This window comes from Faecalibacterium sp. AF10-46 (assembly GCF_003604105.1).
In the GTDB taxonomy this organism is placed as follows: Bacteria; Bacillota; Clostridia; order Oscillospirales; family Ruminococcaceae; genus Faecalibacterium; species Faecalibacterium taiwanense.
Genome location: NZ_QVGY01000001.1, coordinates 555,013 through 572,724 on the forward strand (window position 1 = coordinate 555,013; position 17,712 = coordinate 572,724).

The 17,712-nt window shown below is 55.4% G+C and carries 18 protein-coding genes; 16 read left to right on the plus strand and 2 right to left on the minus strand.

All coding sequences use genetic code 11. The features are described 5' to 3' along the window. Positions 1-3 precede the first annotated feature (3 nt). Positions 4-663, minus strand: a complete 660-nt coding sequence (locus DWV57_RS02700) for a nucleotidyltransferase family protein (RefSeq protein ID WP_120019856.1) — start codon at positions 661-663, stop codon at positions 4-6. 99 nt (positions 664-762) lie between these two features. Here DWV57_RS02700 and DWV57_RS02705 point away from each other — a divergent pair, with 99 nt between their 5' ends. The 10 genes from DWV57_RS02705 to yqeB are packed head-to-tail and all read left to right on the plus strand — an operon-like array spanning position 763 to position 9,945. After that, positions 763-1,566: an FAD binding domain-containing protein gene (locus tag DWV57_RS02705; RefSeq protein WP_120019857.1), complete on the plus strand. Its 804-nt coding sequence runs from the start codon at positions 763-765 to the stop codon at positions 1,564-1,566. Beyond that, a complete protein-coding gene (locus DWV57_RS02710; RefSeq protein WP_005942122.1) occupies positions 1,567-2,037 on the plus strand; it encodes a (2Fe-2S)-binding protein in 471 nt (156 codons plus the stop codon). Continuing rightward, positions 2,034-4,325: a molybdopterin cofactor-binding domain-containing protein gene (locus tag DWV57_RS02715; RefSeq protein WP_120019858.1), complete on the plus strand. Its 2,292-nt coding sequence runs from the start codon at positions 2,034-2,036 to the stop codon at positions 4,323-4,325. Before DWV57_RS02710 ends, DWV57_RS02715 begins: the two co-directional genes overlap by 4 nt. Next, positions 4,322-5,029, plus strand: a complete 708-nt coding sequence (gene yqeC, locus DWV57_RS02720) for a selenium cofactor biosynthesis protein YqeC (protein ID WP_118527053.1) — start codon at positions 4,322-4,324, stop codon at positions 5,027-5,029. The genes DWV57_RS02715 and yqeC overlap by 4 nt, the downstream gene beginning before the upstream one ends. Beyond that, positions 5,026-6,060: a selenide, water dikinase SelD gene (selD, locus tag DWV57_RS02725; RefSeq protein WP_118527055.1), complete on the plus strand. Its 1,035-nt coding sequence runs from the start codon at positions 5,026-5,028 to the stop codon at positions 6,058-6,060. The genes yqeC and selD overlap by 4 nt, the downstream gene beginning before the upstream one ends. Positions 6,061-6,075: 15 nt before the next feature. After that, positions 6,076-6,684 (plus strand): sulfurtransferase-like selenium metabolism protein YedF, encoded by a 609-nt coding sequence (gene yedF, locus DWV57_RS02730; RefSeq protein ID WP_347562363.1) that lies wholly within the window; start codon positions 6,076-6,078, stop codon positions 6,682-6,684. Further along, on the plus strand, positions 6,681-7,820 hold the full coding sequence (locus DWV57_RS02735; RefSeq protein ID WP_120019859.1) for an aminotransferase class V-fold PLP-dependent enzyme: 1,140 nt from the start codon (positions 6,681-6,683) through the stop codon (positions 7,818-7,820). Before yedF ends, DWV57_RS02735 begins: the two co-directional genes overlap by 4 nt. Position 7,821: 1 nt before the next feature. Beyond that, the gene (locus tag DWV57_RS02740) at positions 7,822-8,052 is read left to right on the plus strand and encodes a DUF3343 domain-containing protein (RefSeq protein WP_097775510.1); all 231 of its coding nucleotides are present in this window, start codon (positions 7,822-7,824) and stop codon (positions 8,050-8,052) included. Between the two features lie 25 nt (positions 8,053-8,077). After that, positions 8,078-9,133: an XdhC/CoxI family protein gene (locus tag DWV57_RS02745; RefSeq protein ID WP_120019860.1), complete on the plus strand. Its 1,056-nt coding sequence runs from the start codon at positions 8,078-8,080 to the stop codon at positions 9,131-9,133. Continuing rightward, a complete protein-coding gene (yqeB, locus tag DWV57_RS02750; protein ID WP_120019861.1) occupies positions 9,130-9,945 on the plus strand; it encodes a selenium-dependent molybdenum cofactor biosynthesis protein YqeB in 816 nt (271 codons plus the stop codon). The genes DWV57_RS02745 and yqeB overlap by 4 nt, the downstream gene beginning before the upstream one ends. 73 nt (positions 9,946-10,018) lie before the next feature. On the opposite strand, the gene DWV57_RS02755 is transcribed toward yqeB, so the two are convergent. After that, positions 10,019-10,213 (minus strand): DUF3873 family protein, encoded by a 195-nt coding sequence (locus DWV57_RS02755; protein WP_005942104.1) that lies wholly within the window; start codon positions 10,211-10,213, stop codon positions 10,019-10,021. A 352-nt stretch (positions 10,214-10,565) separates the two neighbouring features. Between DWV57_RS02755 and DWV57_RS02760 the strand changes: the two genes are divergently transcribed. The 6 genes from DWV57_RS02760 (at position 10,566) to DWV57_RS02785 (ending at position 17,399) form a co-directional block, all read left to right on the plus strand. Then, the gene (locus DWV57_RS02760) at positions 10,566-11,525 is read left to right on the plus strand and encodes a PhoH family protein (protein WP_005942102.1); all 960 of its coding nucleotides are present in this window, start codon (positions 10,566-10,568) and stop codon (positions 11,523-11,525) included. A gap of 53 nt (positions 11,526-11,578) precedes the next feature. Next, positions 11,579-12,070, plus strand: a complete 492-nt coding sequence (ybeY, locus tag DWV57_RS02765) for an rRNA maturation RNase YbeY (RefSeq protein ID WP_097775507.1) — start codon at positions 11,579-11,581, stop codon at positions 12,068-12,070. A gap of 46 nt (positions 12,071-12,116) precedes the next feature. Then, positions 12,117-13,055 (plus strand): GTPase Era, encoded by a 939-nt coding sequence (gene era / locus DWV57_RS02770; RefSeq protein WP_154255692.1) that lies wholly within the window; start codon positions 12,117-12,119, stop codon positions 13,053-13,055. Positions 13,056-13,249: 194 nt separating this feature from the next. Continuing rightward, complete coding sequence (gene recO, locus DWV57_RS02775) at positions 13,250-13,996, plus strand: DNA repair protein RecO (RefSeq protein ID WP_118527063.1); 747 nt, start codon at positions 13,250-13,252, stop codon at positions 13,994-13,996. 15 nt (positions 13,997-14,011) lie between these two features. Continuing rightward, positions 14,012-16,423, plus strand: coding sequence for an endonuclease MutS2 (locus tag DWV57_RS02780; protein WP_005942094.1), 2,412 nt, complete (start codon positions 14,012-14,014; stop codon positions 16,421-16,423). A 109-nt stretch (positions 16,424-16,532) separates the two neighbouring features. Continuing rightward, on the plus strand, positions 16,533-17,399 hold the full coding sequence (locus tag DWV57_RS02785; protein ID WP_243111399.1) for an N-acetylmuramoyl-L-alanine amidase: 867 nt from the start codon (positions 16,533-16,535) through the stop codon (positions 17,397-17,399). The last annotated feature ends 313 nt before the right edge of the window (positions 17,400-17,712 follow it).

Here is a 17,712-nt window from a genome sequence, read left to right on the forward strand (position 1 = left end):
AGCTCAAAGCTTTTGCCGGGCCAGCGCTTCCAATTGCGCAAGTGCTTCGGGCGTGTCGGCATCGGCCAATTCATTCCGATCCGCAATGTAAACGGTGTGAACATGCGCGGGATATTTCCGAAGCAGAACACTTCCGCCCATGCCTTGCGGCAAGGTGAGCAGTTCCTGAAAAAGTCCTTTTTCAAACAGAACGGGACTTCCAGTAAGGGGAGACGGGTCGTTACGGACCCGGAATCCCAGACGGAAGATCTCCCGTTCTGTTTCTTTTTGCCGTTCCAGCCGGGTCTTGTGATCCCATCCGGAGATGCCTGCCATGGCTTCCACTGTCTCGCGGCACAAAAGCGGCTGGTCTCCCGGCAGGAACATGCAGCCAAAAAGCTCCGGAACCTGTTTCAGCAGCGCAGAAAGACCAAGCCGCACCGTATCGTTTCGACCAGGCAGATCGTGCAGCAGCACCGGAACATTGCGGGAACGGCAAAGCTGTGCAACTTCGTCTGAACGTGTCACCACGATGCGGGCCGAAAGCTTTGGAGTATCGGTCGCCGCAAATGCGCGGCATAGCATCGGTTCCCCGCAGAACGGCGCAAGGAGTTTGTTGGAGCCGAAGCGCTGGCTCAGACCGGATGCCATAATGACACAGCCCACCGGAAGAAGTTCTTTCATATAGTACCACTCTTTCTGAAACGAATTCACAATAGTATTATATCGAAATCTGTGTTAAAATAAAAGAACAGAGAAAAAGAGAGAGAGGAACCTGCATCTATGATGACGATCCGAGAATATAAGCAGGCCGAAAGTCTGGAAGAAGCGTGGCAGCTGAACCAGAAAAAGGCCAACCGTGTGCTGGGCGGCATGATCTGGCTCAAAATGGAGAATATCAATGTCGGTACAGCCATCGACCTGTCCGGTCTGGGACTGGACACCATAGAGGAGACCGAGGGCAGCTTTTCCATTGGTGCCATGGTTACACTGCGCCAGCTGGAAGAGCACGCCGGTCTTGCTGCGTATACCCATGGCGCAGTAAAGGAAGCGCTGCGGCATATCGTGGGCGTGCAGCTGCGCAATCTGGCAACTGTGGGCGGCAGCATCTACAGCCGGTTCGGCTTTTCTGATGTGCTCACGCTGTTTATGGCCATGGACTGTTCGGTAGAGTTGTACAAGGGTGGGATCATATCCCTGCAGGAGTATGCTGAGCGCCCTTATGACCGGGACATCCTTGTGCGGCTGATCGTTAAAAAGGAAAAAGCAGAATTTTTCTATCAGTCCGTGCGCAACAGCCAGACTGATATCCCGGTGCTTACCTGCGCGGCCGCCCGTCTGGAAAACGGCAGCTATCGCATTGCGATCGGTGCGCGGCCGCTCAAGGCTGTGCTGTTTGAGCTGCCGGCAAAGGCGGGTGTTTCTGCGCAGGAACTGGCGCAGAACTTTGCCGATGAAGTAAAGCAAAAAATTGTCACTGGCTCCAATATGCGCGGCAATGCCGAGTACCGCCGCCATCTGGCAGGCGTTCTGACAAAGCGTGCTGTTCTGGAACTGGAAGCACGCACGGCACAGGAGGAAAATTAAATGCAGATCACTCTTACATTGAACGGCATCAAGGTCACAGAGGATGTGGCTGCAGATATGCTGCTGATCGATTTTGTACGTGCCCACGGCTGCAAGAGCGTCAAGCGCGGCTGTGAGACCTCCAACTGCGGTCTGTGCACGGTGTTTCTGGACGAGAAACCGGTGCTGTCCTGCTCGGTACTGGCAGCGCGTGCCAGCGGTCACAGCATTACCACACTGGAAGGCCTGCAGGAAGAAGCGGCGGAGTTCGGCGGCTTTATCGCGGATCAGGGCGCAGAGCAGTGTGGCTTCTGCAACCCGGGCTTTATCATGAATGCGCTGGCCCTCTTCCGCGAGAATCCGTACCCCAGTGAGGAAGAAGTGAAAGAATATCTCTCCGGCAACCTCTGCCGCTGCTCTGGCTATGAGGGCCAGCTGCGCGGCATCATGAACTTTCTGGCATGGAAAAAGCAGAAGGAGGCCGCAGAATGAGTACCATCAACAAGCCTTTCCGTAAAAAGGATGCCATGCAGCTGGTCACCGGCCAGCCCGTCTATATGGACGATGTGATCCCGCAGGACTGCCTGATCGTAAAGCTGCTGCGCTCTCCGCACGCGAATGCCATCGTCAAAACGATCAATACGGCTGTAGCAAAAAAGGTGCCCGGCATCGAGGCGATCTTTACATGGGAGGATGTGCCGCAGGATGCGCCGCGCTACACGCAGGCTGGCCAGACCTATCCGGAAGCCAGTCCGCGTGACCGCCTGCTCATTGACCGCCATGTGCGCTTTGTGGGTGATGTGGTGGCCATTGTGGCCGGTAAGGACGAAAAGTGCGTGGATAAGGCTCTCAAGCTCATCAAGGTGGAATATGAGGTTTTGGAAGCAGTGCTGGACTATCACACTGCCAAGGACAACCCCATTCTGGTGCATCCGGAGGACAACTGGGCCAGTCTGTGCCCGGTGGGAGCTGACAACAAACGCAATCTCTGCGCCCATGATGAATGCGGAGCCGGTGATATCGACGCGGTGCTTGCAGCCAGCGATGTAGTCATTGACCACATTTACCACACCAAAGCCTGCCAGCAGGCCATGATGGAGACCTTCCGCACCTACTGCTCCATTGATACCTATGGGCGGCTGAATGTGCTCAGCTCCACGCAGATCGTGTTCCATGCACGGCGCAATATTGCGAACGCACTGCATATTCCCAAATCCATGGTGCGCGTGGCAAAGCCCCGCATCGGCGGCGGATTTGGTGCCAAGCAGACGGCGGTCAGTGAGGTGTATCCGGCTTTTGTGACTTGGAAGACCAAAAAGCCCGCCAAGATCATTTTCAGTCGTGTGGAAAGCCAGATCGCATCCTCGCCGCGTCACGAAATGGAGATCCATGTGCGGCTGGGTGCCACGAAGGACGGCGTTGTGAAGGGCATTGATCTGTACACCCTTTCCAATACCGGTGCTTACGGTGAGCATGGCCCTACGACCGTGGGCCTTTCCGGTCACAAGTCCATCCCGCTGTACGGCAAGGCAGAAGCCTTCCGCTTTATCAGTGATGTGGTGTATACGAACCACATGTCTGCCGGTGCTTACCGCGGTTACGGCGCAACGCAGGGACTGTTTGCCGTAGAATCTGCTGTCAATGAACTGGCTCATAAGCTGAATATGGACCCCTTTGAGCTTCGGCTGAAAAACACCGTACAGGAGGGCGATGTGATGCCCGCCTACTATGGGGCTGTCAACACCAGCTGCGCGCTGGACCGCTGCCTTGTCAAGGTGCGGGATATGATCGACTGGGAGCACAAATACCCTGCCCGTGATATGGGCAACAGCAAGGTGCGCGCTGTCGGTATGGGCATGGCGATGCAGGGTTCCGGCATTTCCGGCATGGATGTGGGCAGTGCCACCCTGAAACTGAATGATGACGGCTTCTACACCCTGATGATCGGTGCGGCCGACATGGGCACCGGCTGTGACACTACACTGGCGCAGATCGCCGCCGAAGTGCTGGACTGCCCGCTGGACAATATCACGGTCTTCGGAGCTGATACGGATACCTCGCCCTATGACTCCGGCTCCTATGCGTCCAGTACCACTTACGTTACCGGCAAGGCCACCGAAAAGTGTGCCATGAAGCTGCGCGGCCAGATCTGCAAGCTGGGCGCAGAGCTGCTGGAATGCACCGAGGACGAGGTGGAATTTGATGGAAAAGATGTTTTCAAGAGCAAAGATCCCACACAGAAAAAGTCTCTGAGCGAGATTGCGTATGCTTCGCAGTTCGGCCATATGGTTCCGCTGGAAGCCACCGAAACGCATACTTCGCCTTTGTCGCCGCCGCCGTTCATGGTTGGTGCTGCTGAGGTGGAAGTGGATACTGAGACCGGCGAGGTAAAGCTGCTGGAGTTTGATGCCTGTGTGGACTGCGGCACGCCCATCAACCCGAACCTGACCCGTGTGCAGGCTGAGGGCGGTCTGCTGCAGGGCATCGGCATGACTCTGACCGAAAACATCACCTACGATAAAAATGGCTACCCGGAAGAGAACTCTCTGTTCCAGTACAAAATTCCGGCCCGCACCGATGTGGGCAAGATCAAGGTTGAATTCGAGAGCAGCTATGAACCCAACGGACCCTTTGGCGCAAAGTCCATCGGCGAGGTGGTCATCAATACACCGCTGCCTGCCATTTCCGATGCCATCTATAACGCTATCGGCACCCGGTTCTATGAGCTGCCCATCACACCGGAAAAAATCGCCATGGCAGTTGCAGAAAAGCAGAAATGATCGACGAAAAAATTTTTCCGTTTCTTGCGGAGAAGGGACATGTTATTTCTCTGGTGGGCGGCGGCGGAAAGACCACACTGATGTACAATCTGGCTGCGCACTGCGCCCGCAAGGGCTGGCGGGTATTGGCCGCTACCACCACCCATATTATGCAGCCGCCCGGCGGGGTCTGGGCACAGACGGATGCAGAGCTTTTCCGCCTGTGGAAGTGCGGCAGTTATGCCGTGGCCGGAACCGCTGCACACGGCGGCAAATTGACGGCCCCGCCGCAGGCACAGCTGGAGCGCTGGATGACCCTTGCAGATATCGTGCTCATTGAAGCGGACGGCGCAAAACGGATGCCCTGCAAGGCACCCGCTGCGCACGAGCCGGTGCTTTTACCGCAGTGCGATACGGTTCTGGCCGTAGCAGGGCTTTCTGCGTTGAGGCATCCGCTCCGGGAGGTCTGTTTCCGGGCGGAGCTTGCCGCAGAGCTGCTTTGTGTTCCGCAGGATGCGCAGTTGACACCGGAACTTCTGGCAAAGCTGCTTGCAAGTGAAGCCGGTGGAAGGAAGGCTGTAGGGGATCGCAGCTTTTATGCTGTACTCAATCAGGCCGATACAAAAGAGCAGGCTGCTCTGGCCCGGCAGATAGCTGATATTCTGAAAAATATTTATCGTATTTCCTGCGTTACGTCTCATTTCGAGAAAGGAGAACGTGCATGAGCAAAGAAGGCAAGATCGTGTTCTGCACCGGCGGCGGATGTACCGCAAAGCTGGGGGCCGGAGCGCTGAGCCGTATTCTGGAAAAGCTGCCGCGCGATGCAAGAGACCCGAGCCTTCTGGTCGGGTACGACAGCCGGGATGATGCGGCTGTATACCGCATTACCGATGATATAGCACTGGTGCAGACAGTGGATTTTTTCCCGCCGATGGTGGATGACCCCTATACCTTCGGCCAGATCGCAGCGGCCAACGCCCTGAGTGATGTCTATGCCATGGGCGGCGAGGTGAAGACTGCACTGAACCTTGTCTGCTTCCCCGAGAGCATGGATCTGAACATTCTGGGCGAAATTCTGCGCGGCGGAGCCGAGAAGGTGGCCGAAGCGGGCGGAAGCCTTGCAGGCGGGCATTCCATTGCCGATACAGGTGTGAAATACGGACTTTCGGTGACTGGCCTTGTGGACCCGAAAAAAATGTATATGAATGATTCCGGCAAGCCCGGTGACAAGCTGATTTTAACAAAAGCTCTGGGCGTGGGCCTGATCTGCACGGCAAACCGTGTGGGCGAAGCGGCACCGAAAGATATGGCCGGTGCCATTGCGTCCATGACAACGCTGAACAAAAACGCTGCCGAGATCAGCCGAAAGTATACGGTCCACGCGGCAACCGATGTGACCGGTTTCAGTTTTCTGGGCCATCTGCACGAGATGATGGGCGGAAAGCTTTCCTGTATCATTGATGCACGGATGGTGCCGGTTCTACCGGGAGCCGAAAAAGCGGCAGATGATTTTTTGTATACCGCTGCCGGACAGCGCAACCGCAACCATACCGGGCCATATGTCACTTTTGAAAATGTGCCGTTTGCAATGGAAGAGGTGCTGTTTGACCCACAGACTTCCGGCGGACTGCTGCTGGCCGTTTTGCCAGAAGAAGCAAATGCGCTGGAAGCAGAGCTGCAGGCCGCTGGCCTACCCGCAAAGATCGTGGGTGAGATCATACCCAAAACCGAACAGGAAATCACTGTAAAATACTGATGGAGGCCTACAATTATGATGCTGAAAGTTGATGCCCGTGGCGACGCATGCCCGCTGCCCGTTGTAAAAGCCAAAAAAGCAATCTCTGAACTGCAGGGTGCCGGTGAGGTGGAAGTGCTGGTGGATAATGAGATCGCCGTGCAGAACCTTACCAAAATGGCCCAGCAGAAAGGTTATCGGTACAGCGCCGAAAAGCTGGCCGAGCGGGAATACCGCGTGCTCTTCACAGTCGGCGAAGCGTCCGAAACACCCACTGAAGAAGCACCGGCCTGTGCACTGGACACCCGCACAGACACGGTGGTTGCCATCAGCTCTGATAAAATGGGCATTGGCGCAGATGACCTTGGCAAGTCCCTGCTCAAGGCCTTTGTGTTCGCACTTACCCAGCAGGATCAGCTGCCCAAAACAGTGCTGTTCTATAACGGCGGCGCGTCCCTGACCTGTGAGGGTTCGCCCATGCTGGATGACCTGAAGGCACTGGAAGCACAGGGCGTGGAGATCATGACCTGCGGCACCTGCCTGAATTTCTATGGCCTGACCGAAAAGCTTGCTGTTGGCAGTGTGACCAACATGTACACCATCGTGGAAAAGCTGACGCAGGCAGGCAACGTGGTGAAACCGTGATCTATCTGGATAACGCTGCCACGACCCTGCGCAAGCCGCCGCAGGTGGAGCAGGCTGTGCTGGACGCAATGCGCACGGCAGGCAATCCGGGACGGGGCGCCCATGAGCCCACGCTGCACGCAAGCCGTCTTGTTTATGCTGCGCGGTGCGCAATGGCAAAGCTCCTCCACGCACCAGACCCGTCCTGCATTGCCTTTGCGGCAAATGCAACGGAGGCTTTGAACATTGCATTGGGTGGTCTTTTTGCGCCGGGCGATCATATCATCACAACGGTATGTGAGCATAACTCTGTTCTGCGGCCGCTCTACCGACTGCGGGAACAGGGCTTGCAGTTCAGTTTTGCGGGCGTGGATGAGCGCGGACGGCTGCAATATGATGACTGGGATAAGCTGGTTCAGCCCAATACAAAAGCACTGGTCGTAACAGGTGCTTCCAATGTGACCGGCAACGGAACGAATCTTGCAAAAGCAGCGGTTTTTGCACACCGGCACAGCCTGCTGCTGATCGTGGATGCGGCCCAGACGGCGGGTTCACAGCCCATTGACGTACAGGCACTGGGCATTGATGTGCTATGCTTCACCGGGCATAAGGCGCTGCTTGGCCCGCAGGGAACAGGCGGCTTGTATGTGCGCCCGGGGCTTTCCATCCGGCCATTGGTAGTGGGCGGCAGCGGCGTACACAGCTTTGATGAACAGCATCCCGCACAGATGCCCACCGCTCTGGAAGCCGGGACGCTCAATGTTCCGGGTCTGGCGGGCCTGTGTGCCGGTGTGGAATGGATTCTGGCTCATGGCGTGGAAACGCTGTGTGCAAAAGAAACTGCACTGGCGGCGCTCTTTTATAAAAACATTCGAGATCTGCCGAACGTGAAGATCTACGGCGACCCGGAAATGCCGCTGCATGCTCCCATTATCTCGCTCAACATCGGAGATGAAGATTCAGCCCGCGTTGCAGATATCCTGTGGGAGGACTACAGCATCTGTGTGCGTGCCGGTGCGCACTGTGCACCGCTGATGCATAAAGCGCTGGGCACGGTGGAGCAGGGCGTGGTACGGTTCAGCTTTTCGCATTTCAATACGGAAGCCGAAGTGCTTCAGACCGCAGCCGCTGTTCAGGAGCTTGCACAGGAGATCTGATATGCGCATCAAAAAAACTTATATTGTTCTTTCGTTCCGCACAACGCTGGATGCCATGGAATGGGAAAAGCAGTGCCTTGCGGAGAAGGTTCCGGGCAGGCTCATCCCACTGCCGCGCGAGATCTCCGCAGGCTGCGGCCTTGCCTGGCGGATGCTGCCGGAAGAATTTGAGCAGTGGCAGAACCGGCTGGACCCGGCACGTTACGATCAGGCCGCAGCAGTAGAACAGTAATAAAGATAAAACAGGAGAATGACGCATGGGTAAAATGCCGCTTTATACAATGCTGCAAAAAGCCCGTTCTGCGGGCGGCTGGACGATGGAGACCCAGTTAGAGGGCGATGCCGCTGGGAGCCAGCTGCTTTTGCTGGAGGGCAGGCCTGTGTGGCAGAGGGGAGACAGCACCGTACTGCTGCAGCACCTGACAGAACTGCAGGGCTGCACAGCAGCTGGTATCCACTCTGTTGCGGGCACAGACATCTTTGCGGAGCGCTTTGGCGCGGTGCCGCAGCTGGTAGTCTGCGGCGGTGGACATGTGGCTGCAGCCGTTGTGCAGCTTGCAAAGCTGCTGGGCCTGACGGTCCTTGCAATGGATGACCGCGAGGAATATGCACAGCAGCTGCGGCTGGCCGGAGCCGATAAAGTGCTCTGCCTGCCGTTTGAAAAAGCGCTTGCGCAGGTACCTGACGGCGCAGAGACTTATTTTGTGGTCGTCACCCGGGCACATGCATTTGATGTGGACTGCCTGAAGGTGATATTAAAAAAGCCTGCAGCCTATGTTGGCATGATGGGCAGCCGCGGGCGTGCCGCACTGGTGCGCCGTCAACTTCTGGAAGCCGGTATCGATGCCGAAAGAGTGGAGGCGTTGTACGCCCCCATCGGGCTTTCCATCGGCTCACAGACGGCAGAGGAGATCGCACTTTCCATTCTGGCACAGATCGTATCGATCAAGAATGCGCGTCCGCAGACGGAGGGCTTTTCATCTGCCCTTCTGGAAGCCATGGCTCAGATAGATGCCGCCGGGCAGCAGGCGGTGCTTGCTGTGATTGCGGCGCGGCACGGCTCTACGCCGCGGGAAATCGGCGCAAAAATGCTGGTTCGCACAGACGGCTCTATTGTGGGCAGTGTGGGCGGCGGTATTATGGAGCACCGCACCATTCTGGCTGCACAGGAAATGCTGACGGGAGCTGCTCCGGCGTATCAACGGCTGCATTTTTCGGCAGACGGCAAAAATGATGATGCAGCAATTGCTGCCTGCGGTGGGTCTATGGAGATCGTATTGACTCGACTCCAGCCCGGAGAGGAGATCAAATGAAGAAGGATGCACTGATCCTTGTGCGCGGCGGCGGCGACCTTGCTACCGGCACCATTCACCGGCTGTGGAGCGCAGGCCTGCGTGTGCTGGTGCTGGAAGCGGAGCATCCGGCGGCGATCCGGCGGCAGGTTTCTCTGTGCGAAGCCGTTTATGAAGGTGAGACCGCCGTTGAAGGTCTGCGTGCGGTACGAATCGAAACTCTGGCACAGGCAGAAGAAATCTGGAAACAGAATGCCGTTCCTGTTCTGGTAGACCCGCAAGGCAAAAGCATTGCGCCGGCAAAGCCGGATGTCCTTGTGGATGCGATCCTTGCCAAAAAGAATCTTGGCACAACGCGGGATATGGCACCCCTGACCATTGCACTCGGCCCCGGTTTCACGGCCGGGCAGGATGTAGATGTGGTGGTGGAGACCAAACGCGGCCACCGGCTGGGACGCATCATTCGGGAAGGCAGTGCCATCCCCGATACCGGCATTCCCGGAATCATTGGCGGCTATGGCAAAGAGCGCGTGATCCATGCCGGCACGGCCGGTATATTTATGAATCTCCGCAAAATTGGAGATATCGTGGAAGCGGGTGAGACCATTGCGCAGATCCGCACGGCAGATGGTGCCATGATCTCTGTGACCACGCAGATCACGGGCATTCTGCGCGGGCTTCTGCGTAGCAGCTATCCGGTAACGCCCGGTTTTAAGGTGGCCGATATAGACCCCCGCAAAGAGGAACTTTCCAACTGTTTTCTCATTTCGGATAAGGCCCGCTGCATCGCGGGCAGTGTGCTGGAACTTGTCTGCGCTCAACTGTGGAAATAAACCTGTAAAAAGCAAAAACCTCCGCTTCCCGGCGGCAGTACCGACAGGGAAGCGGAGGTTTCTATTTTTCATTTCAGTTGCGGTAGCAGCGGTCCTGACCTACCAGCCAGTCCTCACACAGGCGCTGGGCTTCCTCCAAACTGCGGCTCTCGCAGTCGAAGAATGCACCGTGCATCGAGCGATAGGAGTAGTGAACTCTCGGAATACCGTTGCCATCCTTGAAGCGTTCGCAGCGTTCTTCACCGGGCATCAGAAAAAGTTGTTCCATGGTTCCTTCTCCTTTGATTTCAGCATTCCGGAGCGGCTGGCCGGATGCAAGCCGCACAACGTTTGCTATTGTAGCACGCAGGGGAGAAGTTTGCTATTGCCTTTTTGTCCAAAGATATGTTTTGTTTTTCTCTGTGGTTGTGGCACAAAAGGACTTGACAAGATCATTCGTACAGGATGCGTTCCTGTTCCTGCATTTTCCTTTTTGCTGCCGCTTTGCATGGGCAGCTGCCTTGCCGTATGGAAAAACCGATGGAACGGATGAAAATATTTTGTGCACTTTTCACAGTTTTCTTCTCGAGATTTTGGTGGTACAATAGAAGCATTAAAATATATCCTTTCAGGAGGAGCACATGGCAGAAAAGAATATTGAACTGGATAGTGTAGAGGTCGCCGCAGCTGTTTTTGGCAACTGCGACCGGAACATCCGTCTGCTGGAGAACGAGTTTTCTGTTACGGCGGTCTGCCGGGGCACGCAGCTGCGGCTTTCAGGCGAACCGGCCAATGTTGCCGCGGCCAGCCGCGCTGTGGAGGGAATGCTGCTTCTGATCGAGAATCATACACCGCTGGAAGACCAGACCGTGCGCTACTGCATCAGTCTGGCGCACGATGGAGCAGAAAAGCGGGTCAAGGAACTGACCGAAGATTTTGTTACCGTAACGGTCAAGGGACGGCCGATCCGGCCCAAAACACTGGGCCAGAAGGAATATCTCAATGCCATCCGCACCAATGCCATTACCTTTGGCGTTGGCCCGGCGGGTACCGGCAAGACCTATCTGGCCGTTGCCATGGCGGTAAAGGCTTTTAAAGCCAAGGATGTTTCCCGTATCGTGCTCACCCGCCCGGCAGTGGAAGCGGGTGAAAAGCTGGGCTTTCTGCCTGGTGATCTGCAGCAGAAGGTAGACCCTTATCTGCGCCCGCTGTATGACGGCCTGTTTGATATGCTGGGTGCCGAAACTTACGAGCGCCTTGTGGAAAAGCAGATCATTGAGGTTGCACCGCTTGCCTATATGCGCGGACGCACGCTGGATGATTCCTTTATCATTCTGGACGAGGCACAGAACACCACACCGGAGCAGATGAAAATGTTCCTCACACGTATGGGTGTCGGCTCCAAGGTGGTGGTTACCGGTGATGTGACCCAGATCGATCTGCCGGAACGCACCCGCAGCGGTCTTGTGGATGCACTGCACGTGCTTAAAAATGTAAATGGGATTGCACAGTGCTATTTTACTGAGAAGGATGTTGTGCGCCACCGTCTAGTGCAGGAAATTATCAAGGCTTACGAAAAGGCTGCACACCCTGAAAAATAAAATCACCAGAATTCATATAAAGCCATCAAAAACAGAAAGGAGTGGACTGATTTATGTCCAATAAAGTTTTAATCACCAATTCACAGAAGGCCGTCAAGGTTCCTTCCGGTCTGCGCATTCTCATCCGCCGTGCCTGTAATGCCGTGCTGGAATATGAGCATTTTGAAGCTCCTGCAGAGATCAGCGTGACCTTTGTGGATAACGCCGCCATTGCTGAGCTGAACAACCAGTACCGCAACAAGCCCATGCCCACCGATGTGCTGAGCTTCCCTCTGGGGGTGGACGGCAAATATGATGTTGACGAGAACAACGGCTGCAAAATGCTGGGTGACATCGTCATCAGTATGGAGCGTGCACAGGAGCAGGCAAATCTCTACGGCCATCCGCTGCAGCGTGAGGTGGCGTTCCTGACGGTGCACTCCATGCTGCACCTGCTGGGCTACGACCACGAAAATGGCGGTTTGGAAGCCATGCGGATGCGTGAGAAAGAGGAAGCTGTTCTGCTGCAGCTGGGCCTGCCGCGCACCGTAAGCTATACCGAGTAATTGATTCACCGTGCGGTTGCCGCACAATACAGACAGGAGCTAGATTTTGAGTAACGCTACACCCATTCAGGGGCATTATGATACTTCTTCCGTTTTTGTGGCTGTCATTGGCCGTCCCAATGTAGGCAAATCCAGTCTGACCAACCTTCTGGTTGGCGAAAAGGTAGCCATCGTCACTTCCAAGCCGCAGACCACCCGCACCCGCATTACCGGCGTGATCACCCGCGGGCCGCTGCAGTATGTGCTGCTGGATACACCCGGTGTGCACAAGGCACGCAACAAACTGGGTAAACGGATGGATAAGACTGCCAGCGATTCCATTGCAGATGTGGATGTTTCCATGATGCTGTTTGAGCCTTACGGCGCACTGAATGAATCGGAAATGGTGCTGGTGGATATGCTGCGCAGCAGCGGCGGCCCGGCAATTGCAGTCATCAACAAGACCGACCTTGTCAAGGAGCCTGCTGATCTGGAAGCCCGCAAAGAAGAGCTGAAGGCATTGGGTGTATTCGACGATATCTACACCATCAGCGTCCGTGATAACGACGGCTGCGAAGTGTTGTTCGATGCTTTGAGCCGCTATGCTGTGGAAGGCCCGCATTATTTTGATGATGATGCCTACACGGATATGCCGGAAAAGGAGCTTGTGGCGGAGGTCATCCGTGAAAAGGCCCTGCTGTTCATGCGCGACGAGATCCCCCATGGCATTGCTGTCGTGGTGGAGCGCTTCAAAGAGCGCCCGGGCACCGACCTGATCGATATTGATGTAAATATCTACTGCGAGCGCGAAAGCCACAAGGGCATGGTCATTGGAAAAGGCGGTGCAATGCTGAAAAAAATTGCCAGTGCTGCCCGTGCAGACTGCGAAGAGTTTTTGGGTTGCCGCGTCAATCTGCAGTGCTGGGTAAAGGTAAAATCCGATTGGCGCGATAACGAGTTCCTGCTGAACAACTTTGGCTTCAAGCAGAACACCAATAACCGTTGAAACTTGCCAAAGCAGGACAGAATTCCCTTGGATGAACGGTTAAAATAAACTTGACACTATCCGTAACAGGGAAGAGGTGCTGCAAATGGATGCACAAGCAAGCTGGCAGGCGTTTGCCTGCACGGGAAACATTCTTCGTTATCTCGATTATAAACAACAGCGGCCGGAAGAAACCCCGGCAGAGGACCAAGAAAATGGAAGCCTTTGTAACCACGGGTCTGGTGCTGAAGGAGACCCGCTATAAGGAATCGGACCGCATTCTGACGATCCTGACACCGGAACTGGGCGTGATCTCGGCAGCAGCGCAGAGCAGCCTGCGGCTAAAGAGCAAGCTGTTCAGCGCGTGCGGGCTGTTCTGCTATTCCGAGTTCACACTGGTGCCGGGCCGCAACATGTACACTGTGCGGGAAGCGGAAGTGAAAAATGTCTTTCACGGCATCTCGTCCAGCATTGAGGGCATGAGCCTTGCCATGTATATGGCTGAAATGGCAATGACCCTTTCGCCCACCGGGCAGGAGGCACAGCGGGAGCTTCGACTGCTGCTCAACTGTTTCTATATGATCAGCGAGAGCAAAACGGACCTGCGGGTGATCAAGGCCGTGTTTGAACTGCGCACCATGAGCGAGTGCGGCTTTATGCCGCAGATCGTGTGCTGCCGCGATTGCAGCGCCTATGACGGTGCTGCGTTCTATCTGGATGTGCAGGAAGGCCACCTGCTCTGTGCAGACTGCGCCGCAAAAGCAGGAAAGACCTGCAACCTTGATCAGGGCGCACTGTATGCGCTGCGGCACATCTGCCTTGTGGACGACAAAAAAATATTTGCATTCAAAATTTCTGTGGGCAGTCTGGAAAAGCTTTCCGCAGTGGCAGAGCGCTATGCACTGACCCACCTGGACAAGCCTTTGAAAAGCTATGACTTTTTAAAGACCCTGCTGCCCTGAGCATAAAGGAAACCTATGGAAACAAGTTACTTAAAAACTCTGGAACTGGATAAGATCATCGCCCGTGCCGCAGAGGGCTGCGTGTGCAAGGAAGCGCGCGAAATGCTGCTTGCCACTCAGCCGCAGTGCGACCCGGACGAGGTGCGCTATGCGCTGGAACAGACCGATGCCATCAACACTCTGCTGATCAAAAACGGCTCCCCGCGCTTTGGCGGCGTGGAGAATGTCAGTCAGCTGGCGGCCCGCGCCGTAAAAGGTGGCGTACTTTCAATGGGCGAGCTGTTGATGGTGGCTGGTGCACTGCGCAATTTTCAGAATCTTTCAAGCTGGTATGGCGCTTCGGAGCACGACGCTCTGCCTACAGACGATCTGTTCTATGCGCTGGCACCGCAGCCGGGCCTGGAACAGCAGATCTCCAGCGCCATTCTGGCACCGGATGCCATGGCAGACACGGCTTCTCATACCTTGAACGATCTGCGCAAAAAGATCCGCGCAACGGAGAACAGCATCCGTGACCGTCTGGAGAGCATGGTCCGCAATATGGATACCTCCAAGTATCTACAGGAAAGCGTGGTTTCCATGCGCAATGGCCGGTATGTTGTGCCGGTCAAGAGCGAATACCGCGGTGAGGTGAGCGGCATTATTCATGATGTTTCGTCTACCGGAGCCACCGTCTTTGTGGAGCCGCAGGCCGTTGTGGAAGCCAATGCCCGCATTTTGCAGTACCGTGCGCAGGAAGCGCAGGAGATCGAGCGCATTCTGGTGGCCTTTACCGCACAGGTGGCTGCCATTGAGCCGCAGTTCCAGTACAGCTACAAGGCTATGCTGGAGATCGATGTTCTGCTGGCAAAGGCACGGCTGGCTTTGGATCTCAAGGCATTCAAGCCTGCTGTCCGCACCGACGATTCCTTCTCGCTGATCCGTGCGCGCCACCCGCTGATCGATCCTAAAAAGTGCGTGCCTGTGGATATTGCTCTGGGCAGGGATTACGATTCGCTGATCATCACCGGACCGAACACCGGTGGCAAAACCGTCACCTTGAAAACAGCGGGCCTGCTGTGCGCCATGGCGCAGTGCGGCTTCCTGATTCCGGCTGACGAGCGCAGTGAGATCTGCGTATTTGACGAATTTCTGGTGGATATCGGCGATGAACAGAGCATTGAGCAGAGCCTTTCCACCTTCTCCGGCCATATGAAAAAGATCACCGGCATTCTGGAGCTTGCCATGCCGCACACACTGGTGCTGCTGGACGAGCTTGGTGCCGGTACCGACCCCGCCGAAGGTGCTGCGCTGGCTGTGGCCATCATTGAAGAGCTGCGCCGCCGCGGCGTGCTGCTGATGGCCACCACTCACTACGCTGAGCTGAAGGTGTTTGCTCTGGAAACCAAGGGCGTTGTCAATGCCAGCTGTGAGTTTGATCTGGAAACGCTGCGCCCGACCTATAAGCTGAGCGTCGGCGTGCCGGGCAAATCCAATGCGTTCCTCATCAGCGAAAAGTTGGGCATCCCGGAGCGCGTGATCGAAGCGGCACAGCAGCATCTTTCCGCAGAGGATAAGCGTCTGGATGCCGTTCTGGGACAGCTGGATGATCTGAAGCTGCAGCTGAAGGAAAGCCAGAACGAGGTGGAAGAGCTGAAAAATGAAGCTTCCCACCAGCTGGAAGCCGCGCAGAAAAAGCGTGATGAGCTGATCCGTCAGGGCGAAAATGAACTGGAAGCTGCCCGTGCCAAGGCTCGTGCACTGGCACAGCAGGTGGAAAGTCAGGCTTACGCCCTGACTGATGAACTGCGTCAGCTGCAGAAGGACGAGCGCATGAGCACCCAGCAGAAAGCTCAGCGCGCCCGCGAGATCGCCAAAAAAGAATCGGAAAAGCTGTTTATCGGCTCCGAGGCTGTGCATAACCCCGTCAAGGAATTTGTGCCGCTGAAAGAGGTCAAGGTAGGGCAGGAGGTCTGCATTGCAGAGCTGAACCAGCTGGCCACCGTATTAGCCCTGCCGGATAAAAACGGCGATGTTCTGGTGCGTGCAGGCATCATCAAGACCAAAGTTCCGCTCAAGGGCTTGAAACAGCCGGAAAAGCTGGTCAAGGAAAAGAAACCGCAGACTAAAGCACAGCAGCGTTATTCCCGCCTGACCGGCGATGCCAACCGCCCGAACGGCAGGGTAGAGAGGGTACAGCGTTCCGCCAAGATGGAATGCAATCTGCTGGGCCTGACGGTGGACGAAGCGCTGCCGGAGGTGGATTCCTTTATCGACCGTGCCATCCTGAACGGACAGACAGTGGTTTATCTGATCCACGGCAATGGCACCGGTGCGCTGCGCACAGCTATCCACAAGCATCTGCGCGGCAACCGCATGGTCAAAAGCTTCCGCCTGGGCCGTTATGGCGAGGGTGAAAGCGGCGTGACCGTGGTAGAGCTGAAATAAAGAAAAAGCTATCCGAAGGATTTTTCGGGTAGCTTTTTCTCACATTGAAGGAATTTGCAGAGCAGGATCGTATTCTATAAAGAATACTAGTATAAGGATGTAAGCCAAAATGGCAAAACGATATTCCAAAGCCGCGCACTCAAAAAGACGAAAACAGACTTCTCATGTGCTCAAAAATACGGTCATTCTGCTTTTTTGCGCAGTGGGCATCTGGTTTGGCAGCTCACTCTGGCATGCAGCGCTGACTCTGCAGACAGTTCAGCCAGCGGAAAGCATCGCCGGTGAAGAATTCCGTCCGCAGGTCGGTGATCCGCCTTACCGCGTGGTGATCGATGCTGGGCACGGTGGAGCAGACCCGGGTGCAAGGGGAGTGATCGAAGAAAAAGATATGACCGCAGCAACCGCCTCGGAACTGATCCGGCTGCTGCAGCAGGACTCTAATTTTATTCCGCTGCAGACCCGTGACAGCTTTGATGAAACCACTACACCCGCCCAGCGTGCCGCCAGAGCGGACGAACAGGCACCGCAGCTGCTGCTTTCCATCCACGGCAACTCAGCTGCAAATGGCTCCACTGCATCCGGCTTTGAGTGCTATCCGGCAGTGCCGGGCCGGACTTGGCATCAGGAAAGCTTTTACTTTGCGCAGCTGCTTGCCAAAGGAATGCAGGCTGCAGGAGCATCTCTGCGTGGGCGCGGGGGAGTCCGATACATTTATTATCTGGAAAACGATCAGAAGCAACTGGTGGAAAGCACCCACACCGAGGTGCGTGCAGAGCGAAGCTTTACGTTGCTGGAAGATGTAAATTGTCCGGCAGTGCTGGCAGAGCAATGCTTTGTAACGAATGAAGCAGATGTTGCACAGTTCGGCAGCGAAGAAGGTTGTAAAAAAACAGCCCGCGTTTATTACGAAGCGATCTGTGCATACTTTGGCACACAGCCGCAGGCCGAGCAGCTTGCCGGGTTCACTTTAAATTAAAAAGTATCAGCATAGCATCACCAAGGGAGAAGAAGCGATAACATTCTGAACCCAACACCATACAGCCATCAGTATTTTAAGACCGCTGAACTCATAGCCAGAAGAGAAGGGCGGTCTTATTTTTTGATTGCGTAATTTTCGTATAATGCACGTTATGCGAAATGCGGGGAAGCGAAAAATCTCTATTTTCCTGAATCTGGCCTTTTTCCGCGACCTGCGGATCTGCAGCCATCTGTAATACCGTATGATTCAACTTTTGCGTTTTTTATATTTTTGTGTCTCATTAGTATTTTGGTGCTACAATCTTTTTATG